This is a genomic window from Pseudomonas sp. 32A, from assembly GCF_052682255.1.
Genome location: NZ_JBQYLY010000001.1, coordinates 302,886 through 328,859, shown reverse-complemented (window position 1 = coordinate 328,859; position 25,974 = coordinate 302,886). Strand labels below are relative to the sequence as shown.

General features: G+C 60.8%; 19 protein-coding genes. 8 read left to right on the top strand and 11 right to left on the bottom strand.

Annotation, left to right across the window (positions count from 1 at the left end; genetic code table 11):
• Window positions 1-31 precede the first annotated feature (31 nt).
• The 8 genes from ACUN0G_RS01460 to glnE are packed head-to-tail and all read right to left on the bottom strand — an operon-like array spanning window position 32 to window position 9,981.
• The gene (locus ACUN0G_RS01460) at window positions 32-1,483 is read right to left on the bottom strand and encodes a lipopolysaccharide kinase InaA family protein (protein WP_445572547.1); all 1,452 of its coding nucleotides are present in this window, start codon (window positions 1,481-1,483) and stop codon (window positions 32-34) included.
• Entirely contained in the window at window positions 1,483-2,235 is a 753-nt protein-coding gene (locus ACUN0G_RS01455; protein WP_445572546.1) for a lipopolysaccharide kinase InaA family protein, read from the bottom strand. The genes ACUN0G_RS01460 and ACUN0G_RS01455 overlap by 1 nt, the downstream gene beginning before the upstream one ends.
• Window positions 2,232-2,966 carry a lipopolysaccharide kinase InaA family protein gene (locus tag ACUN0G_RS01450; RefSeq protein WP_258343379.1) on the bottom strand — a complete coding sequence of 245 codons (735 nt, stop codon included), beginning with the start codon at window positions 2,964-2,966 and terminating at the stop codon, window positions 2,232-2,234. The genes ACUN0G_RS01455 and ACUN0G_RS01450 overlap by 4 nt, the downstream gene beginning before the upstream one ends.
• Window positions 2,966-3,772, bottom strand: coding sequence for a lipopolysaccharide core heptose(I) kinase RfaP (rfaP, locus tag ACUN0G_RS01445; protein ID WP_076015502.1), 807 nt, complete (start codon window positions 3,770-3,772; stop codon window positions 2,966-2,968). Before rfaP ends, ACUN0G_RS01450 begins: the two co-directional genes overlap by 1 nt.
• Window positions 3,769-4,893 carry a glycosyltransferase family 4 protein gene (locus tag ACUN0G_RS01440; protein ID WP_063033426.1) on the bottom strand — a complete coding sequence of 375 codons (1,125 nt, stop codon included), beginning with the start codon at window positions 4,891-4,893 and terminating at the stop codon, window positions 3,769-3,771. The genes rfaP and ACUN0G_RS01440 overlap by 4 nt, the downstream gene beginning before the upstream one ends.
• Window positions 4,893-5,951 carry a lipopolysaccharide heptosyltransferase I gene (gene waaC, locus ACUN0G_RS01435; RefSeq protein ID WP_445572545.1) on the bottom strand — a complete coding sequence of 353 codons (1,059 nt, stop codon included), beginning with the start codon at window positions 5,949-5,951 and terminating at the stop codon, window positions 4,893-4,895. Before waaC ends, ACUN0G_RS01440 begins: the two co-directional genes overlap by 1 nt.
• A gap of 1 nt (window position 5,952) precedes the next feature.
• Window positions 5,953-6,987: a lipopolysaccharide heptosyltransferase II gene (waaF, locus tag ACUN0G_RS01430; RefSeq protein ID WP_258343375.1), complete on the bottom strand. Its 1,035-nt coding sequence runs from the start codon at window positions 6,985-6,987 to the stop codon at window positions 5,953-5,955.
• Window positions 6,988-7,041: 54 nt separating this feature from the next.
• Window positions 7,042-9,981, bottom strand: coding sequence for a bifunctional [glutamate--ammonia ligase]-adenylyl-L-tyrosine phosphorylase/[glutamate--ammonia-ligase] adenylyltransferase (gene glnE, locus ACUN0G_RS01425; protein WP_445572544.1), 2,940 nt, complete (start codon window positions 9,979-9,981; stop codon window positions 7,042-7,044).
• A gap of 383 nt (window positions 9,982-10,364) precedes the next feature.
• Between glnE and aceE the strand changes: the two genes are divergently transcribed.
• From aceE to msrA, 4 genes are all read left to right on the top strand, one after another.
• Window positions 10,365-13,010, top strand: a complete 2,646-nt coding sequence (gene aceE, locus ACUN0G_RS01420; protein WP_258343371.1) for a pyruvate dehydrogenase (acetyl-transferring), homodimeric type — start codon at window positions 10,365-10,367, stop codon at window positions 13,008-13,010.
• An 11-nt stretch (window positions 13,011-13,021) separates the two neighbouring features.
• Window positions 13,022-14,677 carry a dihydrolipoyllysine-residue acetyltransferase gene (gene aceF / locus ACUN0G_RS01415; protein WP_445572543.1) on the top strand — a complete coding sequence of 552 codons (1,656 nt, stop codon included), beginning with the start codon at window positions 13,022-13,024 and terminating at the stop codon, window positions 14,675-14,677.
• Between the two features lie 417 nt (window positions 14,678-15,094).
• Window positions 15,095-17,785: a putative bifunctional diguanylate cyclase/phosphodiesterase gene (locus ACUN0G_RS01410; RefSeq protein ID WP_258343368.1), complete on the top strand. Its 2,691-nt coding sequence runs from the start codon at window positions 15,095-15,097 to the stop codon at window positions 17,783-17,785.
• A 73-nt stretch (window positions 17,786-17,858) separates the two neighbouring features.
• The gene (gene msrA / locus ACUN0G_RS01405; protein WP_017478291.1) at window positions 17,859-18,506 is read left to right on the top strand and encodes a peptide-methionine (S)-S-oxide reductase MsrA; all 648 of its coding nucleotides are present in this window, start codon (window positions 17,859-17,861) and stop codon (window positions 18,504-18,506) included.
• A 123-nt stretch (window positions 18,507-18,629) separates the two neighbouring features.
• On the opposite strand, the gene ACUN0G_RS01400 is transcribed toward msrA, so the two are convergent.
• Window positions 18,630-19,466 (bottom strand): 23S rRNA (adenine(2030)-N(6))-methyltransferase RlmJ, encoded by an 837-nt coding sequence (locus tag ACUN0G_RS01400; protein WP_093202466.1) that lies wholly within the window; start codon window positions 19,464-19,466, stop codon window positions 18,630-18,632.
• Window positions 19,467-19,640: 174 nt separating this feature from the next.
• Between ACUN0G_RS01400 and ACUN0G_RS01395 the strand changes: the two genes are divergently transcribed.
• Entirely contained in the window at window positions 19,641-20,918 is a 1,278-nt protein-coding gene (locus tag ACUN0G_RS01395) for an O-acetylhomoserine aminocarboxypropyltransferase/cysteine synthase family protein (RefSeq protein WP_167662934.1), read from the top strand.
• Here ACUN0G_RS01395 and ACUN0G_RS01390 read toward each other — a convergent pair.
• Together ACUN0G_RS01390 and ACUN0G_RS01385 are read right to left on the bottom strand one after the other, a co-directional pair.
• Window positions 20,904-21,617, bottom strand: a complete 714-nt coding sequence (locus tag ACUN0G_RS01390; RefSeq protein ID WP_445572542.1) for a DUF4123 domain-containing protein — start codon at window positions 21,615-21,617, stop codon at window positions 20,904-20,906. The two genes, ACUN0G_RS01395 and ACUN0G_RS01390, sit on opposite strands and share 15 nt — an antisense overlap.
• Window positions 21,614-23,647 carry a type VI secretion system Vgr family protein gene (locus tag ACUN0G_RS01385; protein WP_445572541.1) on the bottom strand — a complete coding sequence of 678 codons (2,034 nt, stop codon included), beginning with the start codon at window positions 23,645-23,647 and terminating at the stop codon, window positions 21,614-21,616. Before ACUN0G_RS01385 ends, ACUN0G_RS01390 begins: the two co-directional genes overlap by 4 nt.
• A gap of 189 nt (window positions 23,648-23,836) precedes the next feature.
• Between ACUN0G_RS01385 and ACUN0G_RS01380 the strand changes: the two genes are divergently transcribed.
• The 3 genes from ACUN0G_RS01380 (at window position 23,837) to ACUN0G_RS01370 (ending at window position 25,898) form a co-directional block, all read left to right on the top strand.
• A complete protein-coding gene (locus tag ACUN0G_RS01380; RefSeq protein ID WP_421524137.1) occupies window positions 23,837-24,331 on the top strand; it encodes a DUF2165 family protein in 495 nt (164 codons plus the stop codon).
• 240 nt (window positions 24,332-24,571) lie between these two features.
• Window positions 24,572-25,519 (top strand): hypothetical protein, encoded by a 948-nt coding sequence (locus ACUN0G_RS01375; protein WP_445572540.1) that lies wholly within the window; start codon window positions 24,572-24,574, stop codon window positions 25,517-25,519.
• Entirely contained in the window at window positions 25,509-25,898 is a 390-nt protein-coding gene (locus tag ACUN0G_RS01370) for a hypothetical protein (protein ID WP_445572539.1), read from the top strand. Before ACUN0G_RS01375 ends, ACUN0G_RS01370 begins: the two co-directional genes overlap by 11 nt.
• Window positions 25,899-25,974 lie beyond the last annotated feature (76 nt).

Genomic DNA, 25,974 nt, shown 5'->3' with positions numbered 1-25,974 from the left:
GAGCTTGCTCCCGTTGGGCCGCGCAGCGGCCCTAAACCCCTAACCCACTGCTTTTTGGCAACCGCTGATCAATCACCCGATACAACGCACTGCTCTCAGGCCAGTTACGCATAAACCTTGCCCGATCCCTGGCATATGCCGGAGCGAAGCTGCTCAAGGATGTGTGCTGACACATCGAATCCAGGTCGATCAGTGCCCAGCGATCCTCATGCCAGAACAGGTTATGCCCCTTGAAATCCCCATGGCTGATGCGCTCGCGAATCAGCTCTGCAAACAAGTAATCCAGGGCCTGTAATTCGGCCTCGGGCGCCTCGCCACTTTCAACGTATGGCGCAAACCGCTCGATGATGTCCGGCCCTGGCAAGTATTCGGTCACCAGGTAAGCCCGGCCGCGCAGCCACAGGAAGCGCTTTTCCAGCAACGCCAGGGGCTTGGGCGTGGCGATGCCGAGGAAGGCCAGGCGATTGCCTTCGCGCCACGAATGCCAGGCCCGGCTCGGGCGCCAGAAGCGCTTGAGCCAATGGGCAAACCCCTTGATGTTGTAGCGCTTGATCACCAGCGGCCGACCACCCACCTCGACCTTGGCGACACTGGCCGCCCCACCGGTTTTATACAGGTGGCCCTGATCCAGCAGCGCGTCAGCCTGCTCCAGCACCGGCAGCATGGCCGCTTCTTCCTCACGACGAGTCGCGCGCAAGGCGAACGGCCCGCGCACTACGCTGAACAGCGTGCACTCCCGGCCAACCTTGCTCAGGAAATCCTTCAAGCGCCAGACGCTGACCTTGCGTACCTGCTTCTGCAACGCTTCGAGCGGCAACGCGTGTTCGCCATTGCTCAGCAGGTAATACACCAGCAACTCTTCGGTAAACGGCTCGAGGTTTTTCGGCAACTGCGCGAAAAACACCCCAAGGTTTTCCAGCACCCGGTTACGCGACAGCGGCTTACCCGCCTCTTCAACGCAGATCCCGGCGCCATCGATCAAATACAGTTTGCCGTCCTGGCGCAGCAGGTTGTCCAGGTGCAGGTCTTCCTGCCACAGGCCCTTGGCGTGCATCTGCGCAATCGCACCCAGCGCCTCGGCGAGCACCGCTTGCTGTTCGTCAGCCAGCGGCGGCAAGTGTTCAACAGCCTGCCACGCATCAGCCAGGCTATCGGCGCCTTCCAGAAACTCGAACAGCAGCCAACCACCCTCACCCTCTTGCAGACCATCGGCCAGCAACAGCGGTGTGGTCAGGCCTTGTTCGGCCAACAATCGCACGCCCCTGAGTTCACGCTGAAAATGCCGCGCCGCCTTGCTGCCTACCAAAAGTTTGGCCAGCACCGGGCGCCCGCGCCACACGGCTGCGCCGACATAGCGCTGGCCCGGCAATACCCGCAGCAAACTGAGCAATTGCAACTGCCCAGGCCCGGCAGCGTCCGCCAACTCGATGCTCAAGGGCAAGCTGGGTGTACGGCCGGCATTTTTCAGTTCGGACAAACGCATCAGCGGTTCTCCTTGTGACTGCGGCGGGCCGCCAGGCGCTGGTGCCAGGTAGCGACCAACGCGCTGTCCTGCGGCTGATCCAGATACGCCGCCAACAGCTGGCGCACCTGATCGTCCGACCATTGCGGCGCACGGCGCAGCAGCGGCTCCAGATCCTTGACCCGGTCACGCCACCCGAACAGCAGCGGGCGGGTTTTCTCCAGGTCGATCAACTGTGCCGCATACCCGTCGCCGGTGGCCTGCAGGAAAATATGCTTGGGATAAAAACAGCCATGCACCTGGCCCACGCTGTGCAACTGACGAGCAAGCCGACCGCAGGCCAGCAGGATTGCCCGCTGCTGCACGTCGCTCAACTCAGACCATTGCTCCAGCAATGAATCCAGGTCATTCCAACCATCCAGCGCCCGGGTCAGCAACATCGCCCGATGCTCTCCGGCCACTTTGCGCTCACCGAAAAACGCCGCCTGCAATGCCGGAATACCCAATTGCCGATAGCGGCTGATATTACGAAATTCGCGAGCAAAGCTCGGCTCGCCAAACGGGCGATGCAAGGTGCGCGTCAGGTAGTTGCTCTGGCGCTTGAGGTAGTAGCCCTGGCCTTCAAGTTCGAGGCGAAACACGCTGCTCCAGCCGCCACGACTGGTATTGGGCTCGTCCACCGCGTCCAGTTGCTTGGCCCACAGCGCGTCGAAAGTGCCGAGGCCGTGGCGCTCAAGCAATGCTCGATCTTCGGCCGCCAGGAAATCACTCATTCTCGCCCCTCGAAAAACTTCACCACGTGGCGAATTCGCTGTTTGTCCGCCGCGCTCAGGTGCTTGCGCTGACGGTATTGCATGTAGAAGCGCAGGCGCTGGGTGGCCGACAAGTGATACTTGGCGACCTTGTCCAGGCAGGCCAGGTCCTTGGTGATACGGTATTTGAGCCAGAACCCGCGCCAGAAATCGCCGTTGGGGCAATCGATCAGGTACAGGGTTTGCTGGTCGTCCACCAACAAGTTGCGCCACTTCAAATCGTTGTGGGTAAACCGGTTGTCGTGCATGGTCCGCGTGTATTCAGCGAGCTGGCGACTGATCTTGTTGACCCACACCGGGTCGGACAGTTGCGGGTCATTGCGCTCGGCCAATGCCGACAAATCTTCGGTCTTGGGCAGCTCGCGCGTGATCATCGCCCCACGGTGATAAGCCAGGCCTTTGCGTTCCAGGCCCCAGGCGATCACGTCGGCGGTGGGAATGCCCCACTTGGCGAAGCGCTTGAGGTTCTGCCATTCAGACTTGACCCGTGGCTTGCCCAGGTAGCGGCGCAACCCCTTGCCCGCGCCGACGTAGCGCTTGACGTAATAGTTGACCCCGCCGCGCTCCACGCGAATCACTTCGGACAGTGGATCACGGGTCAGCCGCTCGCCTTGCAGGGCGAATACGGCTTCCAGGCTACCAAAGTCATCCGCCAGGGCGGCGTAAGCGGGTTCCAGGTTCCAACCCGCCATCAGAGCGCATCCCCGTAGCGTTGCTTGCGGTCGTAGAGCTTGGCCGCCTTGCGTTCCAGCCAGCCCAGCAACGCGGCTTCTTCAGCGAGAATCTGGCGCAGTGGCTGCTGGAAGTAACCCTTTAGGAAGCGCAGTTTGTCGCGGCGGGTCAGGCCAATGTCCAAGGCCGAGAAGTACAGCGCGGCCAGGTCCTTGTTGCGCCAGCGCAACGGAATCTTCGAGCGCACCTGGGCGCGATGCAGGTCGATCACCGACAACTTGAAGTCATCGGCTACCAGCGGTTTGTCGGTGTGCAGCAGGAAATGGCAGATGTAGCAGTCGCGGTGGTTGACCCCGGCGCGGTGCATCATGCCGGTCATGCGCGCCACTTCGGCGATCAGCGCATGCTTGATCACAGGCACCGGCGGCTGCTTGACCCAGTCCATGCTCAGGTCTTCGAGGCTGACGGTCGGCGCCAGCTCTTCGGTGACGATGAACGAGTGCTGGTCCGCCGGGTTGCTGCCCTTTTCGCCGTACGCAACGGCGGTCATGGTCGGCACGCCCACTTCCTGCAAGCGCTGGATCGCCAGCCATTCCTGGCCCGCGCCCAACACCGGCAACTTGGCGGTGATCAGGTTCTTGAGGATTTCGGCCCAGCCGATCCCCCGGTGGATCTTCACGAAAAAGCCGTGGCCATCCACCTCCGTACGCAAGGTACGGCGGGCATCCAGTTCACGGTACACCTGGCCGTCCAGCTTCTCGACTTCGGCGAACGCATCGCGTCCGGCCCACAGGGTCTTGAACGGTTCGGCAAGAATCAACTTCATCGGTTTGGCTCCGCCAGAATCAGGTCCGCAGCGTACTGCGGCATGCTATAGAGGTCGGCCGTCTCAGCGAAGGCCAGACCATTGCGGCTCCAGGCCGCGCGCGCTTGTGGATCGTCGAGCATATCCACCAGGTACTGGTTGAGCTGGGCCTGCTCGAACGGCTCGTCCAACACCCGGCCATTCTGGGCCTTGTCGATGTAAAACGCGTAACCGCAGACCTTGCTCACCAGTACCGGGAGGCCGGCGACCACCGCTTCGATCAGCACCATGCCGGCCGCCTCGTTGTACGCGGGGTGAATCAACAAGTCCGCGCCCAGCAGAAAACGCGGGATATCGCTGCGCCCCTTGAAGAACTGCACCTGGTCGCCCAGGCCCAGCGCAGCACTCTGCAATTGGAATACTTTGGGGTCGTCCTGGCCGATTACAAATAGCCGGGTGCGTTTCTTCAGGTTCGACGGCAGCGCGGCCACGGCTTTGAGGCTGCGATCGACGCCCTTGGTCTTGAAGCCCGAGCCGATCTGCACCAGCAGCAAATCATCTTCGGCCAGGCCGAATTCGCGACGAAACTCAGCGCGGATCTCGGCAGCGTTGGGCGGCGCGCGGCGGTCGCGGGCGATACCCGGCGGCAACAAGTGAAAACGCTCGGCCTGGGTCCCGTAATACTGGGTGAACAGCTGCTGCTGATGCTCGGACAGCACCATGATCTGCGTCTTGGCGTGCTTGTCGAACACCGCGCGCTCGTATTCGGCAAAGTGCTTGTATCGGCCAAACCAGCGGTACATCGGGTTGCGCAGGGTCTGTGCCTTGTCTTCGAACACACCGTCGGCGGCGAAGTACAGGTCCAATCCCGGCATCTTGTTGAAGCCCACCACGCGGTCCACCGGGCGCTTGGCCAGGTCGGCCTGGATCCAGGCGTAGAGCTTTTCATTGCGCCGATGGTTGACCAACGCCTTGACCGGCGCCACCAGCACTTCGAAGCCCGGCGGCACGTCACCTTCCCAGATCAGGGTGTAGACGCGGATCTTGTGGCCGCGCTGCTGGCACTCGAGGGCAATGCGCATGAAGTCGCGCTGCAGGCCACCAAAGGGGAAATACTTGTAGAGGACAAAAGCCAGTTGCATCAGTGTTCCTCAGCCAATAACAACGTGCTTAATCGCGTTGCGACACGCTCAGGGTTCAGGCGAGTGAAGCACAGGGGCCACTCGCGCTTGAGATCAAACCGGCGCTGGTCTTCGGCAGTCGGTTGATAAGTGCATTTCTTTTGCAGGCACGGCGCACACGGGAAATCGCTGGCCAGGTGGACCTGCGCCTTGCCGTAGGCGCCGGTCAGGCCGGGATTGGTAGGGCCGAACAGGGAAATCGTCGGTACATCCAGCGCGGCCGCCAGGTGACCAAGGCCGGTGTCGACTGCGACACACGCCTTGGCACTCGCCAGCACTCGCGCCACGCCCGCCAGGTTCAGCTTGGGCAGCACTTCAGCGTTCTTCAGGTCGCTGGCCAAGCGTTCAGCCCGGGCCTTTTCGGCGGCATTGCCCCACGGCAACTTCACGTCCACGCCGAAGCGGTCCATGCGTTCGGCCAGGTCGCGCCAGTAGGCTTCCGGCCAGTGCTTGGTGTCCCAGGTGGTGCCGTGCAGCAGCAATACAAACGGTTTTTTCGGCGGCAGGCCCAGCAGCTTGTCGACGCTGAGGCCGTAGTCGCCCAAGCCCTTGGGAAGGTCGTAGCCCAGTGCGACGGCAAACAGCTGGCGCAAACGCTCCACCGCATGCTGCCCACGGGCCACGGCCAAACGGCGGGAATAGAAGTGCGCCGCCAACGGTTCGCGAGCCGACTGCTTGTCGAAACCGGCCACCGGGGCGCGTACGTAGCGGGTCAGCCAGGCACTTTTCAGCAGGCCCTGGGCATCGATCACCAAGTCGTATTTGGTCGACTGCACGCTCTTTTTGAAGCGCCGCCATTCGCCACTCTTGAAGGTCTGCCAGAGGTTCTTGCGCCAGCGGCGGATCGCCACCGGGATCACCTTGTCCACCGCTGGGTGCCAGGTGGGAATCTCGGCGAAGCCTTCTTCCACCACCCAGTCAAAACGAATGCCCGGGATCGCCCGCGCCGCGTCGGTCAACGCCGGCAAGGCATGAATCACGTCGCCCAGGGATGAGGTCTTGATTACCAGAACCCGCAACTCAGTGAACCTCGACCACGTCGCCCTGCAACCGCTGCAACGCGTCGCTGACAGGTTGCGGCAACAATTGGCGCAGGCAGTTGTAGTGGCCGAAGCGGCAGGTGCGGTCGAAACACGGGCTGCAATCCAGGCCCAGGCGCACCACTTCGACCTTGTCGGCCAACGGCGGGGTAAACCCGGGAGAGGTCGAGCCGTACACCGCCACCAGCGGGCGATTCAGCGCCGCGGCCACGTGCATCAGGCCGGAGTCGTTGGACACCACCGAGTCGGCGCAGGACAGCAAGTCGATGGCCTCGGCCAGGGACGTGTCGCCGCTGAGGTTGACGGCTTCTTCCCGCAGGCCCGGGATCAGGCGCTGGCGAATATCCTCGCCCACCGAATGATCGTTTTTCGAGCCGAACAGCCAGACTTGCCAGCCCTCGCGAATCTTCATCTCCGCGACCTTGGCGTAATGCTCCGACGGCCAGCGCTTGGACTCGCCAAACTCGGCGCCAGGGCAAAGCGCCAGCACCGGACGGTCCAGCTCCAGGCCGAACTTCGCCAGGGCCGCATCGCGGGTGACCGGGTCGATTTGCAGGCTCGGGCGCGGATAAGGCGTCGGCAACTCGGCACCCGGCGCGTAGGCCAGGGCCATGAAGCGCTCGATCATCAACGGGTAACGGGCCTTGTCGAGCTTGCGAACGTCGTTGAGCAGGCCATAGCGAAACTCGCCACGCCAGCCGGTGCGCTTGGGAATACCGGCGAAGAACGGCACCAGTGCCGACTTCATTGAGTTGGGCAACAGGATCGCCTGATCGTACTGGCCGGCCAGGGACTTGCCGATACGTCGACGGGTCGCCAGCTCCAGCGCGCCGTGGCCGAGCGGGAAGCTCAAAGCCTGACGCACCTCGGGCATACGCTCAAGAATCGGCCGGCTCCACTCGGGGGCGAGCACGTCGATTTGGCAGTCGGGATGGCGTTGTTTCAGGCACTGGAACAGTGTCTGTGCCATCACCATGTCACCGACCCAACTGGGCCCAACGATCAGAATATTCATGTAGTTTCCACAAACGATACGGGGAGGCTCATGCCTCCCCGCCTTATATAATGTTCAGCTTAACCCCAGTTCATGCCAGATTCGCTGCACCTGGCGCCGTTCGTCAGCGAACTGGTCCCCGGCAACTGTGCCGGCCTCGTTCTGCAAGGCCTGGCGGTGAGCGGCGGAACGGTAGGCTTTATACACCTCGCGCAGCAAATGGGCATCGGCGGCGGGCATCAGCCCGACCTGCTCCAGCCCTTCCAGAATGCGGATATTGTCGGTGTAGCGCAGCAACGTTGGATGTTGCGCAGACCACGCCAAAGCCGCGTATTGCACCATAAATTCAATATCGACGATACCTCCGGCGTCCTGCTTGAGGTCGAACGCCACCGTGGGTTCGAAGGCATTCGCCGCCGTTCCCGCCGCTGTGGACTTGGTGCCGAGGTTGTCGCGCATCTTGGCGCGCATCTCGCTGACCTCCTGGCGCAGCTTGTCCAGGTCCTGCGCGCGGCCCAGCACTTGCGCCCGAACCTGCTCGAAAGCACGACCGACATCCTGACTGCCCACCAGCACCCGCGCACGTACCAGCGCCTGGTGCTCCCAGGTCCAGGCTTCGTTTTCCTGATAGCGCGCAAAGGCGCCCAGGGAACTCACCAGCAAACCGGATGCGCCCGAAGGCCGCAGGCGCATGTCCACCTCATACAACTGCCCGGAGTTGGTCTGGGTGGTCAGCAGGTGAATGATCCGCTGGCCCAGCCGGGTAAAGAACTGCGCGCCGTCAATCGGCTTGGCGCCGTCGGTTTCGGCTTGGGGATCACCGTCATGGATAAACACCAGGTCCAGGTCCGAACCATGCCCCAATTCAATGCCGCCGACTTTCCCATAACCGACAATGATGAAGCCAGGATCGCACAAGGTGCCGTCCACCCGTTGCGGCGAGCCGTGACGGGCGACGGTCTGGCGCCAGGCCAAGGCCAGCACTTGCTCGAGGATGGCTTCGGCGAGCCAGGTCAGGTAGTCGCTGACTTTCATCAGCGGCAGGCTGCCGGCGATTTCCGAAGCGGCCACCCGCAGGCGGTGGGCCAGTTTGAAGTGACGCAGGGCTTCCATCTGCTGTTCAAGGTCGTCTTCGGGAATACGCGTCAGGCGCTCGCGCAATTCGGCGGCCAGTTCCGGCGCCAGCGGCGGCTTGAACAGGCGGCCTTCGTTGAGCAATTCGTCCAGCAGCAACGGGAACCGGGTGATCTGTTCGGCAATCCACGGGCTGGCGGCGCACAGGGTCAGGAGGCGACGCAGGGCGTCGGGGTTTTCCGTCAGCAGCACCAGATAAGCGGAACGCCGGGCGACGGCTTCGACCAAGGGCAGGACGCGTTCCAAGACCAGATCCGGGTTGGCGTGCTCGACAGCCTGGGCCAGCAGACGTGGGATAAACGCATCCAGGCGCTCGCGACCCAATCGCTGCATGGCACGCAACTGTGGACTGCTGCGCAGGCCGGCCAAGGCTTTCAAGGCCTTGGGCGCGTCGGCAAAACCACCTTCCTGCAACTGTCGGCAAGCCGCTTCTTCGTCCTGGGACTCCTCCCACAACGGCAACCACTCGCCGCCCACCACGAACTCGCTCTCTTCGCCCTCTTCTTCATCCGGGTCGGCAATCACCTGGCGGAAATGCCAGTCAACTCGCCCACGCCAGTACATCAGGCGCTCATGGAACGCGGTCCAGTCCGGGAAGCCCATCATGAAAGCAATCCGCGCCTGGTCTTCGGTGCCGTCCGGGAGCATTTGCGTCTGGCGATCGGCAATCGCCTGGATCGCGTGCTCGGTATAGCGCAGGAATTCATAGCCATCGCGCAGCTCGGCAATCACCGCCGGTGGCAGGTAACCCTGGCCTTCCAGGGTGCCCAGCACTTTTAACAGCGGGCGTTGTTGCAGGCTCAGGTCGCGGCCCCCGTGGATCAGCTGGAACGCCTGGGCGATAAATTCGACTTCACGGATGCCGCCCGAGCCCAGCTTGATGTTCTCGGCCATGCCCTTGCGCCGCACTTCCTGCTGGATCAACTGCTTCATGGTGCGCAGCGCTTCGATGGCAGAGAAGTCCAGGTAACGCCGGTAGACAAACGGTCGCAGCATGTCGAGCAGTTGCGCGCCGGCCACTTGGTCACCGGCCACCACCCGCGCCTTGATCATGGCGTAGCGTTCCCAATCGCGGCCCTGGTCCTGGTAGTACTGCTCCAGCGCATTGAAGCTGAGCACCAGCGCCCCGGCTGAGCCGTAGGGCCGCAGGCGCATGTCGACGCGGAACACAAAGCCGTCGACGGTCATCGGGTCCAGGGCCTTGATCAGTTTTTGACCAAGGCGGATGAAGAACTCCTGGTTGTCCAGCGAGCGCTTCACGCCGACCGTGTCGCCGCCTTCGGGGTAGGCAAAGATCAGGTCGATATCGGACGACAGGTTCAACTCCACGGCGCCGAGCTTGCCCATGCCGAGGATGACCATGTGCTGCGGTTCGCCACTGCGACGGCCGGTGGGCGTGCCGAACAATGTGCAGTGGCGCTGGTACAACCACTGATACGCCTGGTCGATGCTGGCGTCGGCCATGTCCGATAGATCACGGCAGGTTTGCACCAGGTCCGCCTGTCGGGTCAGGTCGCGCCAGATGATCCGCACTTGCTGGCGGGTGCGCTGGCGGCGCAGAACCCGGCCCAGTTCGTCTTCTGTCTCGGCTTGCTGCACCGCAACGGCAATCTGCCCGCACAGCTCGCCGGGGGCAAAGCCGCGGTCCAGCTCGCCCCAGGCCACCAGTTCGAGCAACATCAAAGGGTCACGAACACTCTGTTCAATGACAAAATCACTGGCGGCGCACACACGGGCGAAGTCAGCCCAACGTTGCGGCGTCCACTCAGAAAGGCCATTATCGCCGTCCAATCCGGCCACGGCGTCACGAAATGACTGCTCGGCCCGCTTGGCAAATGGAAGCAGGATGGCCGGTAGTTCGGCCTGCATTGGAAGGCTCATGGTCTATCCTTGATCGGCGCGTAAAGGGCTTGTAGCTGTGAACGCAAGAACCACGCTCGGTGAAGGACTGTCGAACAAAGGTTAGAAATAGCTGAAAATTTTTCTTTTTTGGCAGTCAACATCAAATCTCTACCCTTTCTTGTTCGCAAAAGATCAACAATAACGATTATGCTCGCCAGCTAGACCGAGCAATCCGCTCAGTCTTGTGTAGTTTTACTACTCGTATATACATTCGAAAGGCTGAAATGGCCGACGATTTGTAGTAAAACTACAGGACGCCGAAGCAACCTTCGGCCATCCAAGAATTTATGTCGTCTGCCCACAAGGCCAGTCGCAAACTTCAGGCAACCGATTCTGGTAGCCTTTCCGCCCTGGAGCAAGCCATGCAAGACCTCGATCCCGTCGAAACCCAGGAATGGCTGGACGCCCTGGAATCGGTTCTCGACAAAGAAGGCGAAGACCGTGCTCACTACCTGATGACCCGTATGGGCGAACTCGCGACCCGCAGCGGCTCGCAACTGCCCTACGCCATCACCACGCCGTACCGCAACACCATCCCGGTAACCCACGAAGCACGCATGCCTGGCGACCTGTTCATGGAACGCCGCATTCGCTCGTTGGTACGCTGGAACGCCATGGCGATGGTAATGCGCACGAACTTGAAAGATTCTGACCTGGGCGGTCACATCTCCAGCTTCGCTTCCAGCGCAACCCTGTATGACATCGGCTTCAACTACTTCTTCCAGGCCCCGACCGAAGAACACGGCGGCGACCTGATCTACTTCCAGGGCCACACCTCGCCAGGCGTCTACGCCCGTGCGTTCATGGAAGGCCGCATCACCGAAGAACAAATGAACAACTTCCGCCAGGAAGTCGACGGCCAGGGCCTCTCGTCCTATCCGCACCCTTGGCTGATGCCTGATTTCTGGCAGTTCCCGACGGTATCCATGGGCTTGGGCCCGATCCAGGCGATCTACCAGGCACGCTTCATGAAGTACCTGGAAGCCCGTGGCTTCATCCCTGAAGGCAAGCAGAAAGTCTGGTGCTTCCTGGGCGACGGCGAGTGTGACGAGCCGGAATCCCTGGGCGCCATCTCCCTGGCCGGCCGCGAGAAGCTGGACAACCTGATCTTCGTCATCAACTGCAACCTGCAGCGCCTCGACGGCCCGGTTCGCGGCAACGGCAAGATCATCCAGGAACTCGAAGGCGTGTTCCGTGGTGCTCACTGGAACGTGACCAAAGTCATCTGGGGCCGTTTCTGGGACCCACTGCTGGCCAAAGACGTCGACGGCATCCTGCAACGCCGCATGGACGAAGTCATCGACGGCGAGTACCAGAACTACAAAGCCAAAGACGGCGCGTTCGTACGTGAACACTTCTTCAACACGCCAGAACTCAAGGCGATGGTTGCTGATCTGTCCGACGACGAAATCTGGAAACTCAACCGTGGCGGCCACGACCCGTACAAGGTCTACGCGGCGTACCACGAAGCGGTCAACCACAAAGAACAACCGACCGTCATCCTGGCCAAGACCATCAAGGGTTATGGCACCGGTGCCGGCGAAGCGAAAAACACTGCGCACAACACCAAGAAAGTCGATGTCGACAGCCTGAAGTTGTTCCGCGACCGCTTCGACATCCCGGTCAAGGACGAAGAGCTGGAGAACCTGCCGTTCTTCAAGCCGGAGCCAAACAGCGCCGAAGCCCGCTACCTCAGCGAGCGTCGCACTGCACTGGGCGGTTTCGTGCCACAGCGCCGCGCCAAGAGCTTCAACATCCCGACTCCGCCACTGGATACCCTCAAGGCTATCCTGGACGGCTCGGGCGACCGTGAAATCTCCACCACCATGGCCTTCGTGCGGATCCTCGCGCAGCTGGTCAAGGACAAGGAAATCGGCTCGCGTATCGTGCCGATCATCCCGGACGAAGCCCGTACCTTCGGTATGGAAGGCATGTTCCGTCAGTTGGGCATCTACTCCTCCGTCGGCCAGCTCTACGAGCCAGTCGATAAAGACCAGGTGATGTTCTACAAGGAAGACAAGAAGGGCCAGATCCTCGAAGAAGGCATCAACGAAGCGGGCGCCATGAGCTCCTTCATCGCTGCCGGTACGTCGTACTCCAGCCACAACCAGCCGATGCTGCCGTTCTACATCTTCTACTCGATGTTCGGTTTCCAGCGTATTGGCGACCTGGCTTGGGCAGCAGGCGACAGCCGTACCCGTGGCTTCCTGATCGGCGGTACTGCCGGCCGGACCACGCTGAACGGCGAAGGCCTGCAACACGAAGACGGCCACAGCCACATCCTGGCGGGCACCATCCCGAACTGCCGCACCTTTGATCCAACCTACGGCTATGAGCTGGCGGTGATCATCCAGGACGGCATGAAGAAGATGACCGAAGAGCAGCAGGACGTTTTCTACTACATCACCGTGATGAACGAGTCCTACCAGCAGCCAGCCATGCCGGCCGGTGTCGAGGAAGGCATCATCAAGGGCATGTACCTGCTCGAAGAAGACACCAAGGAAGCCGCTCACCACGTGCAACTGATGGGCTCCGGCACCATCCTGCGCGAAGTGCGTGAAGCTGCAAAAATCCTGCGTGAAGAGTTCAACGTCGGTGCTGACGTATGGAGCGTTACCAGCTTCAACGAACTGCGTCGCGACGGCCTGGCCGTAGAGCGCAGCAACCGTCTGCACCCAGGCCAGAAGCCTGCGCTGACCTACGTCGAAGAGTGCCTGGCTGGCCGTAAAGGTCCGGTTATCGCCTCTACCGACTACATGAAACTGTTTGCTGAACAAATTCGTCAGTGGGTACCGTCCAAGGAATTCAAAGTCCTGGGCACCGACGGTTTCGGCCGTAGTGACAGCCGTAAAAAGCTGCGTCACTTCTTCGAAGTCGACCGTCACTTCGTGGTGTTGGCAGCCCTGGAAGCCTTGGCTGACCGTGGTGAAATCGAACCCAAGGTGGTAGCAGACGCTATCGTCAAGTTCGGGATCAACCCGGAAAAACGCAACCCACTGGACTGCTGAGGAGACTTTCTGTGAGCGAACTCATTCGCGTACCTGACATCGGCAGCGGTGAAGGTGAAGTAATTGAACTGTTTGTGAAGGTCGGCGACACCGTCGAAGCCGACCAGAGCATCCTGACCCTGGAATCGGACAAGGCGAGCATGGAAATCCCTGCTCCCAAAGCCGGCGTGGTCAAAAGCCTGAAAGTGAAGCTGGGCGATCGCCTGAAAGAAGGCGACGAACTGCTTGAGCTGGAAATCGAAGGTGCCGCTGATGCGGCCCCTGCGGCGGCCGCTCCTGCTGCTGCCCCGGCTCCTGCCGCCGAGAAGCCTGCCGCTGCTGCCGAGGCCCCTGCGGCTCCGGCGGCTGCACCTGCCGCCGAAACAGTCCAGGACATTCATGTTCCGGACATCGGTTCGTCGGGCAAGGCCAAGATCATCGAGCTGCTGGTCAAGGTCGGCGACACCGTCGAAGCTGACCAGTCGCTGATCACCCTGGAGTCCGACAAGGCCTCCATGGAAATCCCTTCGCCGGCTGCCGGCGTGGTGGAAAGCATCGCCGTGAAGCTGGAAGACGAAGTCGGCACTGGTGACTTCATCCTCAAGCTGAAAGTAGCAGGCGCTTCGGCTCCTGCTGCCGCACCCGCTCCAGCCGCCGCCGCTCCGGCCGCCAAGGCTGAAGCCGCACCTGCTGCTGCCGCGCCTGCGCCTGCGCCTGCTGCAAAAGCCGAGGCCGCACCGGCTCCGGCGGCTGCACCTGCGCCAAGCGGTGCCAAGGTTCATGCCGGCCCTGCCGTGCGCCAACTGGCCCGTGAATTCGGCGTCGAGCTGAGCGCGGTAACCGCCAGCGGTCCTCACGGTCGCGTGCTGAAGGAAGACGTGCAGGTTTACGTCAAATCCATGATGCAGAAGGCCAAGGAAGCTCCGGCTGCCGGCGCTGCTACCGGTGGCTCGGGCATTCCGCCGATCCGCACTGTCGACTTCAGCCGCTTCGGCGAAATCGAAGAAGTGCCGATGACCCGCCTGATGCAAATCGGCGCGGCCGGCCTGCACGCCAGCTGGCTGAACATTCCGCACGTGACCCAGTTCGACCAAGCCGACATCACCGACCTGGAAGCTTTCCGCGTTGCGCAGAAAGCCGTGGCCGAGAAGGCCGGCGTGAAGCTGACCGTGCTGCCTCTGCTGCTCAAGGCGTGCGCGCACCTGCTCAAGGAACTGCCGGACTTCAACAGTTCGCTGGCGCCAAGCGGCAAGGCGATCATTCGCAAGAAGTACGTGCACATCGGCTTTGCCGTCGACACTCCGGATGGCCTGCTGGTACCGGTCATCAAGAACGTCGACCAGAAGAGCCTGCTGCAGCTTGCCGCTGAGGCTGCTGCACTGGCTGCCAAGGCCCGTGACAAGAAGCTCACCCCGGACGACATGCAGGGCGCGTGCTTCACCATCTCCAGCCTCGGCCACATTGGCGGTACTGGCTTCACGCCAATCGTCAACGCGCCGGAAGTGGCGATCCTGGGTGTTTCCAAGGCCACTATCCAGCCTGTGTGGGACGGTAAAGCGTTCCAGCCGAAGCTGATGCTGCCACTGTCGCTGTCCTACGATCACCGTGTGATCAACGGCGCGGCTGCCGCACGCTTCACCCAGCGCCTGAGCCAGTTGCTGAACGACATCCGCACCATTCTGCTTTAAGCCTCAACAGGTCTCCTGCACACGCAGGAGACCTGGCTTCACCGATTTCCGAGCGCCACGCTCGTACCTCAACCCCGCCAATTGGCGGGGCTTTTTTTGCCTGCTTTTCCTGTTCCTCTGTAGGAGCGAGCTTGCTCGCGAAAATCCTTAACATTAACGCTGGCACCCTGAATGAACGCGGTGCCTGGACGTTTTTCGCGAGCAAGCTCGCTCCTACAGTTGGGGTCGTATCTGGCGTTGAAAAAGCCATCGGTCACCCCGGTTGTAGAAAACCGTTCGCTGGCCGATAACCCACTTATAGCACTTAGCCTTCATCCTCTCTTGTCAGCCCGTGCCGCATGATGCAACCTTGCCGCAGGCAACAGTAAAGAGGGCGTGAGCCCGGCGCGAAGCGCATTTTTCCAAGCGAGTTCCCCCATGAAAAGCCAACCCGATGTCGCCCGTACGGCGGCCGAGGTAGTGACGCAATTACCGGTGCCTTCGCGCCTCGGTATGCTGCGTTTCGAGCGGCTTAATGAGGCAAGCTGGGCCCTGCTGTACCTCGACCCCAATTGCGAACGCCAATTCGGCCTGTCCGCCGTTGAACTGTGCGCCCTGATCGGCTCGCCCTACGCCAGCCTGATGGAGCCCCAGGCACGCTACCAGTTGCATGATGCGATCCAGCAACAGCTGACCATCAGCCCACACTACCTGGTGCGCTACACGCTGCACACCAATGACGGCCCGTTAAGCCTGCTGGAGCTGGGTGAGGCCTACAAACAGCACAATCGCCACCTGCTGCGTGGCTACCTGATGGTGGTCGATGGCCTTTTCAGTGATATTTCGCTGGCCCCTGCCGTGGATCTCGAAAGCCAGAACAGCCGCTTGCAGATCGCCCTGGAACTCAACCAGCGCGCCCAGCAGGAACAACTGCAACACCTTGAGCGGGTGCGCGCCCAGCAGGAACTGATTCTGTTGCTGGCCCGTCAGCGCTACAGCACCAACAACTCCCTGCAAGAAGCCGCCGAGCTGATCACCCGCAGTGCCTGCGATATCTATCAGATCGACTGCGCCAGTATCTGGAACCTCGAAAACCAGCACCTGGTGCCGATTTCCGCCTATCACCGCGCCGATCAGCAGCACCACCTGCCAGAGCCTATCGATGCCAGCGGCTTCCCGGATTACCTGGAAGCCCTGCAAACCAGCCGCGCCATCGATGCCAACAACGCCCTGCGCGACCCACGCACCCGGGAAATGGTCGAGAGCCTGCGCCCGCGGGACATCCACGCGATGCTCGACGCCAGCATCCGGGTCGATGGCAACGTGGTCGGGGTGTTGTGCCTGGAGCAAAGTGGCAGCACCCGCGTCTGGCAGTCCGACGAGATCGCCTTTGCCGGCGAGCTGGCCGACCAGTTCGCCCAGGTGATCAACAACCACAACCGCCGCACCGCCACCAGCGCCCTGCACTTGTTCCAGCGGGCCGTGGAGCAAAGCGCCAATGCGTTCCTGTTGGTCAATTGCGACGGCGTGGTGGAATACGTCAACCCCAGCTTTACCGCGATCACCCAGTACAGCACCGATGAAGTCCACGGCCACCAGCTGTCGGAACTGCCGGCGCTGGAGAACCTCAGCGAGCTGCTGTTCGACGCGCCGTCGAGCCTGGCCAAGAGCAACAGTTGGCAAGGCGAGTTCAAGAGCCGGCGCAAAAACCTCGAACCCTACTGGGGCCAGTTGTCGATCTCCAAGGTCTATGGCGACAACCGTGAGCTGACGCATTACATCGGCATCTACGAAGACATCACCCAGACCAAGCTGGCCCAGCAGCGCATCGAGCGCCTGGCCTACACCGATAACCTGACCAACCTGGGCAACCGCCCGGCGTTCATCCGCAACCTGGACGAACGCTTTGCCCGGGACAGCGACAGCCCCATCAGCCTGCTGCTGGTGGACATCGACAACTTCAAGCGGATCAACGACAGCCTCGGCCACCAGACCGGCGACAAGCTGCTGATCAGCCTGGCCCGGCGCCTGCGCAACAGCCTGACGGCCAGCGGTAGCCTGGCGCGGTTTGCCAGTAACGAATTTGCCGTGCTACTGGACGATACCGACCTTGAAACCGGCCAGCAGGTCGCCAGCCAATTGCTGGCCACCCTCGACAAGCCGATGTTCGTCGACAACCAGCTGATCAGCGTCACCGGCTCCGTGGGCCTTGCCTGCGCGCCGCTGCATGGCCGCGACCCGCAGACCCTGATGCGCAACGCGGGCCTGGCGCTGCACAAGGCAAAGGCCAACGGCAAACACCAGGTCCAGGTATTTACCGAGGCGCTGAACGCCGAGGCCAGCTACAAGCTGTTCGTGGAAAACAACCTGCGGCGAGCCCTGACCCAGAACGAACTGGACGTGTTCTATCAGCCCAAGCTGTGCCTGCGCAGCGGCCGCCTGCTGGGAATGGAAGCACTGTTGCGCTGGAACCATCCGGAAAAGGGCATGATCCGCCCCGACCAATTCATCAGCGTGGCTGAAGAGACCGGGCTGATCATCCCCATCGGCAAATGGATCGCCCGCCAGGCCTGCCGCATGAGCCGACAACTGACCGCTGCGGGCCTGGGCAAACTGCAAGTGGCAATCAACCTGTCGCCCAAGCAGTTTTCCGACCCGGACCTGGTGGCCTCGATTGCCACGATCCTCAAGGAAGAACAGCTGCCAGCCAACCTGTTGGAACTGGAGCTGACCGAAGGCCTGCTGCTGGAAGCCACCGAGGACACCCGCCTGCAACTCGACCAACTGAAGAGTTTTGGCCTGACCCTGGCCATGGATGACTTCGGCACCGGTTACTCGTCGCTCAGCTACCTGAAAAAATTCCCGATCGACATCATCAAGATTGATCGCAGCTTTATTCATGAAATCCCGGACAACCAGGACGACATGGAAATCACCTCGGCGGTGATCGCCATGGCTCACAACCTGAAGCTCAAGGTGGTGGCCGAAGGCATCGAGACCGCCGAACAGCTGGCGTTCCTGCGCCGTCACCGTTGCGACGTCGGCCAGGGCTACCTGTTCGACCGGCCAATCCCGGGGTCCGAGCTGATCGAGAAGCTTAAACGCTACCCTCGCGGGCCAATCGCCTGACAGCGCGGTAACACTCGGGCAAACTGGCAGTCTGAATGCTTACTTGTAACTCAATCTGACTGAGAGGACTGATATGGTCTTGCGCTCGGAAATTCTGGTGAACAAAAACGTGCTTCCTACTCAAGAACAAGCTTTACCTGGCCGTGAAACCCCGATGTCCCTGCCCGAGACTCACTTCGTCAACGGCAACCCACTGCTCGGCCCGTTTGTCGACAACGTAGAGTTTGCGATCTTCGGCCTGGGTTGCTTCTGGGGCGCAGAGCGCCGCTTCTGGCAGCGCGAAGGCATCGTCAGCACCGTGGTGGGTTATGCCGGCGGCTACACGCCGAACCCGACTTATGAAGAAGTCTGCTCGGGCCTGACCGGCCACAGCGAAGTGGTGCTGGTGGTGTTCGACCAGGACAAGATCAGCTACGAAGAACTGCTGAAGATGTTCTGGGAACTGCACAACCCAACCCAGGGCATGCGCCAGGGCAATGACATCGGCAGCCAGTACCGGTCGGTGATCTATGCGGTCAAGCCGGAGCACCTGGAGGCGGCGAAAGCCAGTGCACAGGCTTATCAGACTGAACTGACCAAGGCCGGCCTGGGCACCATCACAACTGAAATCGAAGAAGCACCCACGGTGTACTTCGCCGAGGCGTATCACCAGCAGTACCTGGCGAAGAATCCGCAGGGCTATTGCGGGATTGGCGGCACCGGCGTGACCTGCCCGATCTGATTGCACAAGATCGTTCCCACGCTCTGCGTGGGAATGCCGCTCTGGACGCTCCGCGTCCGCTCTGAAGTTCGTGACGCAGAGCGTCACAGGATGCATTCCCACGCAGAGCGTGGGAACGATCAGTTACTCGGCGATAAGCCAATCCATCTGCCAGCCACCCTGGGTTTGCCCAAGCTGCTTGGACAACCACGGCAGCAGCTCGCGCAACTCTTCCTCCAAACCCCACGGCGGATTGGCAATCGCCAGGCCCGAGCCGGTCAGGGTGTTCGGCGTATCCAGCGGATGCACCAGCAATTCCACCCGCAGCAACTTCGGCGCACCGGTACCGGCCAAGTCCTGGTAGAAGCGGCGCAACATGCGCTGGTCCTTCACCGGGTACCAGATCGCGGCCACTGTCTGGCGCATCCGGCTCACGGCTTCCTTGAGGGACGCGGCGCAGCGCTGCATCTCGTCGAGCTTTTCGAATGGCGGGTCAATCAGCATCAGTGCGCGCTTTTCCGGCACCGGCAGCAATGCGCGGGGCACGTGCCAGCCTTCGCCAAGGTGCACTTTCACCCGACGGTCGCCCTTCATGTTGTCCTTGAGCAGCAGGCCGTCTTCCGGGTGCTTCTCGTTGAGCAACACGCGGTCCTGAGGGCGAGTCAGGCGTCGCGCCAGCTCCGGCGAACCCGGGTAGTAGCGCAACTCGCCATCCGGGTTCATCTCGTGCAGCACGCGCATGTAGTCGGCGGTCAGCGGCGGCAGGTCGGTCTGGCCCCACAGGCGGGCGATGCCCTCCAGGTACTCACCGGTGCGGTTCGCCTGGTCGCCCTGCAGGTCGTACAGACCAATGCCGGCGTGGGTGTCGAGATAGGCAAACGGCTGTTCCTTGCGCGACATCAAGGCGATGAGGCGGGTCAGGGTCAGGTGTTTGAAGACATCGGCGTGGTTGCCGGCGTGAAAGGCGTGACGATAATTCATGGTTGCTCCTGCGCAGGGGGCGAAGTTTACCTTTTACGCAGGCAAAGGTGCAGGGCTGCGCGTCAGGTGGTGCTTATGCCGCAAACACAGGGGCGCCGCCGAAAATAGTCTAATCGCCGGCGCGAAAGCGGATTTATTGTGGCGAGCAATTATCCATGGAGGTCATAACAACTCATGAAAGACGCCACCATCGCCCTGCACCACGGCTTCAAGTCGGACCCGACCACCAAGGCCGTCGCCGTGCCGATCTACCAGAACGTCGCTTTCGAATTCGATAACGCCCAGCACGGCGCCGACCTGTTCAACCTCGACGTGCCCGGCAATATCTACACACGCATCATGAACCCCACCAATGACGTGCTGGAGCAACGCATCGCGGCACTGGAAGGCGGCATCGCGGCCCTGGCGGTGTCGGCCGGCAGCGCGGCAATTCACTATGCAATCCAGACCTTGACCCGTGCCGGTGACAACATCGTCACCACTCCGCAACTGTACGGTGGCACCTACACCCTGTTCGCCCATTTGCTGCCGAGTTTCGGCGTCGACGTGCGCTTCGCCCGTGACGACTCTGCCGCAGCCATCGCCGAGCTGATCGATGACAACACCAAGCTGGTGTACTGCGAAAGCATCGGCAACCCGGCAGGCAATATCATCGACATCGAAGCCCTCGCCGACGTCGCCCACGCTCGAGGTGTTCCGCTGATGGTGGACAACACCGTGGCCACGCCGATCCTGTGCAAGCCGATCCAGTTCGGCGCGGACATCGTCGTGCACTCGGTGACCAAATACGTCGGCGGCCATGGCAACTCGCTGGGTGGTGTAATCGTCGACAGCGGCACCTTTCCCTGGACTCAATACCCGGAGAAATTCCCCGGCCTCAACCAGCCCGAGCCGGCCTATCACGGTGTGGTCTACACCGAAAAATTCGGCCCCGCGGCGTTCATTGCTCGCGCCCGCACTGTGCCCCTGCGCAACACCGGCGCGGCCTTGGCGCCGATGAATGCATTCCTGCTGCTGCAAGGCCTGGAAACCCTGGCCCTGCGCATGGAGCGCCACACCGAAAACGCCTTGAAGATTGCCCACTTCCTGCAAGACCACGAGCTGGTGGAGTGGGTCAGCTACGCCGGCCTGCCGGATCACCCACACCATCATCTGGCGCAGAAATACATGCAGGGCAAACCGTCGGCGATCCTGTCCTTCGGCCTGAAGGGCGGTTATGAGGCGGGCGTACGTTTCTATGACTCACTGCAAATCTTCAAGCGCCTGGTGAACATCGGCGATGCCAAGTCCCTGGCCTGTCATCCGGCGTCCACCACCCACCGTCAGATGAATGAACAAGAGCAGGCGAAAGCCGGGGTGAAGCCGGAGATGATTCGCCTGTCAGTCGGCATTGAGGCGATTGAGGACCTGATCGAGGACTTGCAGCAGTCTTTGGCTTCAACCCAACTCTGAGCCCAGCCAGGCAGCCAGCGCCTGATGACTGACATCCGGCCGGTGCACGAAGTGAGCGACCTTGTGCTTCAAGGTCGCCGGCGCAAAGGCACTGTGCAAGTCCGGGCGCTGTTCTTCCAGCCATTGCAGCAGGTTATCCACCAGCGTAACGCTCGATTGCTCACTCAAGTGCTGGAGAACCTGCGGCGGCACTTGCCACCACGGGCTTGGCTTTGCCGCTCCCGCCGTTGTAACTGCTACCTCATGCTGGCGACCATTGATCCAGTAGCGACTGAATACCGGGAGCAACGCCTTCGCCTGCGGTCCCAGCGCCTGCAAGACAGGCAGGACATAAGCACCGTCCCAGAAACGAAAGAACACCGCCTGCCCTTCCGGCAAGATGACCTTGGTCAGGCTGCGCAGGTGCTCGACGACGGTTTGCACAGAACAAGACGACACGGCCAGCCATCCCCAATCGGTACCTTCGCATTCGGCGGCCCATTTCAGAAAAGCACTTTCAACCGCAACCACCGCAACGCAGGGCATGACCTCATCCCATGCCGCATACTCGCTGCCCGCCCAGATAGGACTGAGCGAGCCACCATTGGTACGACGCCAGGCTTCAAGCGGCCTGCAGTCACTGGCGTTGCCCAACACTGCAAACAACTGCTCGCCCTCCTGCAAGGGTGCAGCCTCAAGCCACTGCCCGGGGGAAGTCATGGCGTGCCTCCGGCCAGTGATGCGTTGCGGTGCAGACGCGTATTACACACGCCATTCCTGCAGCGTTCGCACTCTTCGCAAAAGGGCGCACTGCGTTTCAGGCTGGACACCTGCACAGCACTCAACGGTGCCGGTATGACAGCCAGCAACTTTTCTTGCAGCCCCGGCATCAGCAGCGCTCCGGCCGATGCCGGCGAGCCGCCAAGCTGGACCTCCGTGCTGCTGAAAATCCCGTCCGCTGAAACATTGATCCAGTGCCCGCCTGCCTGAAGGGTCACGCTGGCGCCTGCATCGATAACAATGCTTTGCCCGGCGCCGATGTGAACGGTGAACCCGGCACGCACATGCTGGGAGCCGGTGATCGTCAGGTGATCGTCCTGCTTGAGTTCGGTCAGGCGGTTGCCGTGGGTGGTGCGCTGTTCTTCGCCCTGAAGCTCGTGACGATCAAGGCCTTTGACGATCACGTTGCGCTGGTTGTCGACCTGCACATGCTGGTCGTGCAGCACATGCTGGGTCCAGTTGCGCTGGGCACGCAGGTAGATTTCCTCGGCGCCCTTACGGTCCTCGATGCGCAGCTCGTTGTAGCCACCGCCGCCGGGGCTGGTCTGGCTGCGGAAGATGCTGCGGGTCTTGTCCGCCGGCAGGTCCAACGGCACTGGCGTCGCCGCATTGGCCAGGCAGCCGACCACCAGCGGCGTGTCGGCGTCGCCATCGACAAAGCCCACCAGCACTTCCATGCCCACCCGCGGAATCAGCACCGCGCCGTAATGTTCATGGGCCCAGCCACTGGCCACTCGCAGCCAGCAGCTGGAATGCTCATTGTTTTCCCCGACGCGATCCCAGGCCAGTTGCACCTTGACCCGGCCGTATTCGTCGCAATGGATTTCGCTGTCGACGGGGCCGGTGACAACTGCGTTCTGGTAGCCGCACATCGGCGGCCGAGGCACCAGCAACGGCGTTCGAAACGGCACGTCCCATGGTGTTACAACAAAGTCATTGCTATAGCCCTGAGACAATTCATCACTGGCGGCGTCAGCGGCTGACTCCTCCAGCGCCTGAGGTTGGCGCCCTACATGCGTCACTTGGGTGACCAGCCACAAATCATTCCATTCCTGACGAGGATGCCCGGCCATCTTCAGGAAGCGGCCGCTGAGCAGAGCCGGCTGATCGCTATGACCGTTGGCCTGGCGAAAGTCGCCGCGGTGACGCTCCAAAACACGTTGCGCCAGGTATTTACCATGAGCGCGATCCGTAAAATGCCCGGGATAACGCTGGTCTTCCAGAGTGGGAAGCTGACCACCGGATGCCACGCTTTCCAGCGCCAGACGGGGTTTTCTGAAGTCGTAATCCCGCAGGTTCACACCGGTGGTACGGGTCTTCAGCCGCACAATAAAACGCTTGATCACCGGTGTGTCGGCAACCATCCCGGAACCTGCAGCGTACTGGGTTGCTTGATCAGGCTGGACGAACACGGTCTGGTCATCGCCGAACACCAAAAGATGGCGCTCCGGATGGTGCTGGAAGTGATAGTGGATGCCCGACTCGGCGCACAACCGCTGAATGAACTCCAGATCGGTTTCGCCAAACTGAACGCAGTACTCACGCTTGGGGTACACCCCGCTCAGTTGAAACGAGAAGGCATCCCCCTGGATGCCCTGCCCTTCCAGCACCAGTGCAAGGATCTGCGGCACCGTCCGGTTCTGGAAAATCCGCTGGTGAGTGCTGTGCTCAAGATAAGCCAACTGCGGAACCAGCGTGATCTGATAACGCGTCAGGCGCTTGCCCGAGTCGCCTTGCGCCACCCGATAGACCTGACCATGGATACCATGGCCATGCGCATCAAACCCCAGGAACGCCTGGCGATGCATCAAGCTTTCCAGGTCAAGGTCGGGTTGCTCGCTGACCAGCTCAAGGTCAAAACGATAGGGCAGGCTGATGAATTCATCACCCGTGAACTCACGTACCTTGAGATCACTGGGCACGCCGTCGAGGGTCAGGGTAAAGGCACTTTGATTGGCAGGAGCGAACATCCGGTGTTTCTCTGCGAGTAGTGGGTGGCCGATTCTGCACCAGCTGTTTGCCGAGCTGAGTGCGCTGCCGGCAAATCAGTAAATCCTTACATCCCAGGTGCCCAATTCTTCATGTCTCAAACGTCGAGCAACCGTCATGAGCGTGCTAGCGTTACGACCCACCTCATCGGCATCACAACGGAAAAAAACATGGCCACCCGCTACGCAAAAATCGTTCTGACCCTTGCCCTGGCAGCCTTCGCCACACTCGTCGCCTTCAACAACATCACTGACTACGGCTCCAACTTCGCCTTCGTCAAACATGTGCTGAGCATGGACACCACCTTCCCCGGCAACGCCGCGATGTATCGCGCCATCACCACCCCATGGCTGTGGCACGGTGCATATTGGCTGATCATCGCCGGTGAAGCCCTGACGGCCGTGCTGCTGGCGCGTGGCGCACTGGCCTTGTGGCGGGCTCGTCGTGCTACTGGCACCGAATTCAACCTCGCAAAGAAATGCGCAGTTGCAGGACTGACCCTCGGTTTTGTCGTGTGGTTCTTCGGATTTATGGTGATCGGCGGCGAGTGGTTCCTGATGTGGCAATCCCATCAGTGGAACGGCCAGGAAGCTGCGTTCAAGTTTTATATGGCGATCCTGGGTGTGCTGATTTTTCTCAACCAGCCGGACACTGATCACGACTGAAAAACCACGAATTCGAAATCGGTGGATGCCCTTTCACAGACTACTGTCAGATAGCTGACGGTAGCTTGTGGCCCGTTTCCCAAAGTATAAAAACCGCCTCACATTCAACGCTCACAGTCACAAGGCGAGCCCTTAAATTGCGGTGCCATCTCCCTTCGGAAAGGACCGCATACATGGCATGCAACAACCATCACGCCCTGAATACCCCCATCATCCATAAAGACTGCTGAGGACGCCCCAATGCCTCAGCCCTATGCATTCATCAATGAACGGCAACAAACCTCAGTGGAGCTCAAGACCAGGCTGCGCTTGGGCAAACACGCGCAGGCCAAGTTCGACGTACTTAACAGTCACATTCGCAATGTTGTTGTTCTACCCGGCCAGTTGGTGATCATAGGCGATGACTCGACGGCGGCCTGCACCCTGGAAGAGTCCCGCCTGATGAGCGCCGCCTGGAATATTCGACATAGCGTTATGGCCGAAGGCAGCGATACCTTCGCCCTGCACAACTACGACCTGCTGCAAAAAATACTGGGCTACGCCTCGCTCGGAATAGGCACGGCGGGTGATGCCTGGAGTCGGCATTTGCAGGACATTGGTAAAACGCTCGAAGACATTGATGCGCTGCATAAACAGTCGCTGCGCCAAGGTGGCGGCGTCGTACGGAACGACTTTCTGGCTCGACGCCAAACCCTGTTCGCCAAACTGGAAGCACAAATGCGCGGCTTTGCACGTTACGGCACTCACTTGCGCAATGAGGGATCGATCAAGAAAATGCTCGGGATATCCACCCGAAGCTATCTGCATACCGGGGAAATCAACCGATATGCCGAAACGATTGCTCGGGTTTCAAAGACCGCCAAGCTGCTGAAAAATGGAACGCCACTGGGAATTGCACTGAGCACTACGGCGTCGGCGCTGGAAATCAGGGAGGCTTGCTCTACAGGGAGGGAAGAGCAGTGCAGGAAGGCGAAATATGTGGAGGTGGGGAAGTTGGCAGGAGGGGTGGCAGGTGGAATTCTAGGCGGCTCCGCTGGCTCCGGGCTGTGCTTTCTCGTATTGGCTCCCACAACGGGTCCTGGGTCATTAGGTTGCCTATTGATAGCTGGCGGTATAGGAGGAGCTGCCGGAGGAAGTCTGCTTGGGATGGCTGGCGAAGAAATGGGAGATGTTTTGTATGAACATTGATTACGTCCTCCAGCAACCCTTGAAAGACCTGATACTAATAGGCTCCTCCTTGTTGATGATTGCCTACGGCATTTTCGGATTTTTCCTTGCGTATCGAAAACTTGAGGTAATGGAGCGCCATCTAAACAAGTGTCGCCTTGTGGAATTCCATAGTGGCTTCTGGGGAAGCTCGCCGCGAGGCAGAATGCTAAGACTCAGCGCGGTTTATGCGGCACTCGTGTTTACCAAACGAAACGCAAGACGCGGCATCATCGATGTACAGCAAGTACGAGACTTTCCGAAAGGCATGAAATGCCTACTTCACTGCACAGCTATTTTCGGACTGATGTGGATAATATCGGCGTTAACCTTCTACCTTTACTACTACCTGAAACTGTAAAAACTGCGATTTTTTAACCCCATAGAAAAGGCCCGTCATCCAAAGATGCGGGCCGTTTTCACTTCAGCGGGCATTC

Excerpts from the sequence above, each read along its gene's own strand:
- waaF (WP_258343375.1), bottom strand. The coding sequence starts at position 6,987 with ATGAATATTCTGATCGTTGGGCCCAGTTGGGTCGGTGACATGGTGATG.
- ACUN0G_RS01375 (WP_445572540.1), top strand. The coding sequence starts at position 24,572 with ATGCCTCAGCCCTATGCATTCATCAATGAACGGCAACAAACCTCAGTG.
- ACUN0G_RS01410 (WP_258343368.1), top strand. The coding sequence starts at position 15,095 with ATGAAAAGCCAACCCGATGTCGCCCGTACGGCGGCCGAGGTAGTGACG.
- ACUN0G_RS01395 (WP_167662934.1), top strand. The coding sequence starts at position 19,641 with ATGAAAGACGCCACCATCGCCCTGCACCACGGCTTCAAGTCGGACCCG.
- ACUN0G_RS01460 (WP_445572547.1), bottom strand. The coding sequence starts at position 1,483 with ATGCGTTTGTCCGAACTGAAAAATGCCGGCCGTACACCCAGCTTGCCC.
- ACUN0G_RS01455 (WP_445572546.1), bottom strand. The coding sequence starts at position 2,235 with ATGAGTGATTTCCTGGCGGCCGAAGATCGAGCATTGCTTGAGCGCCAC.
- ACUN0G_RS01450 (WP_258343379.1), bottom strand. The coding sequence starts at position 2,966 with ATGGCGGGTTGGAACCTGGAACCCGCTTACGCCGCCCTGGCGGATGAC.
- ACUN0G_RS01390 (WP_445572542.1), bottom strand. The coding sequence starts at position 21,617 with ATGACTTCCCCCGGGCAGTGGCTTGAGGCTGCACCCTTGCAGGAGGGC.
- ACUN0G_RS01400 (WP_093202466.1), bottom strand. The coding sequence starts at position 19,466 with ATGAATTATCGTCACGCCTTTCACGCCGGCAACCACGCCGATGTCTTC.
- aceE (WP_258343371.1), top strand. The coding sequence starts at position 10,365 with ATGCAAGACCTCGATCCCGTCGAAACCCAGGAATGGCTGGACGCCCTG.
- rfaP (WP_076015502.1), bottom strand. The coding sequence starts at position 3,772 with ATGAAGTTGATTCTTGCCGAACCGTTCAAGACCCTGTGGGCCGGACGC.
- msrA (WP_017478291.1), top strand. The coding sequence starts at position 17,859 with ATGGTCTTGCGCTCGGAAATTCTGGTGAACAAAAACGTGCTTCCTACT.
- ACUN0G_RS01370 (WP_445572539.1), top strand. The coding sequence starts at position 25,509 with ATGAACATTGATTACGTCCTCCAGCAACCCTTGAAAGACCTGATACTA.
- glnE (WP_445572544.1), bottom strand. The coding sequence starts at position 9,981 with ATGAGCCTTCCAATGCAGGCCGAACTACCGGCCATCCTGCTTCCATTT.
- ACUN0G_RS01440 (WP_063033426.1), bottom strand. The coding sequence starts at position 4,893 with ATGCAACTGGCTTTTGTCCTCTACAAGTATTTCCCCTTTGGTGGCCTG.
- ACUN0G_RS01380 (WP_421524137.1), top strand. The coding sequence starts at position 23,837 with ATGGCCACCCGCTACGCAAAAATCGTTCTGACCCTTGCCCTGGCAGCC.
- ACUN0G_RS01385 (WP_445572541.1), bottom strand. The coding sequence starts at position 23,647 with ATGTTCGCTCCTGCCAATCAAAGTGCCTTTACCCTGACCCTCGACGGC.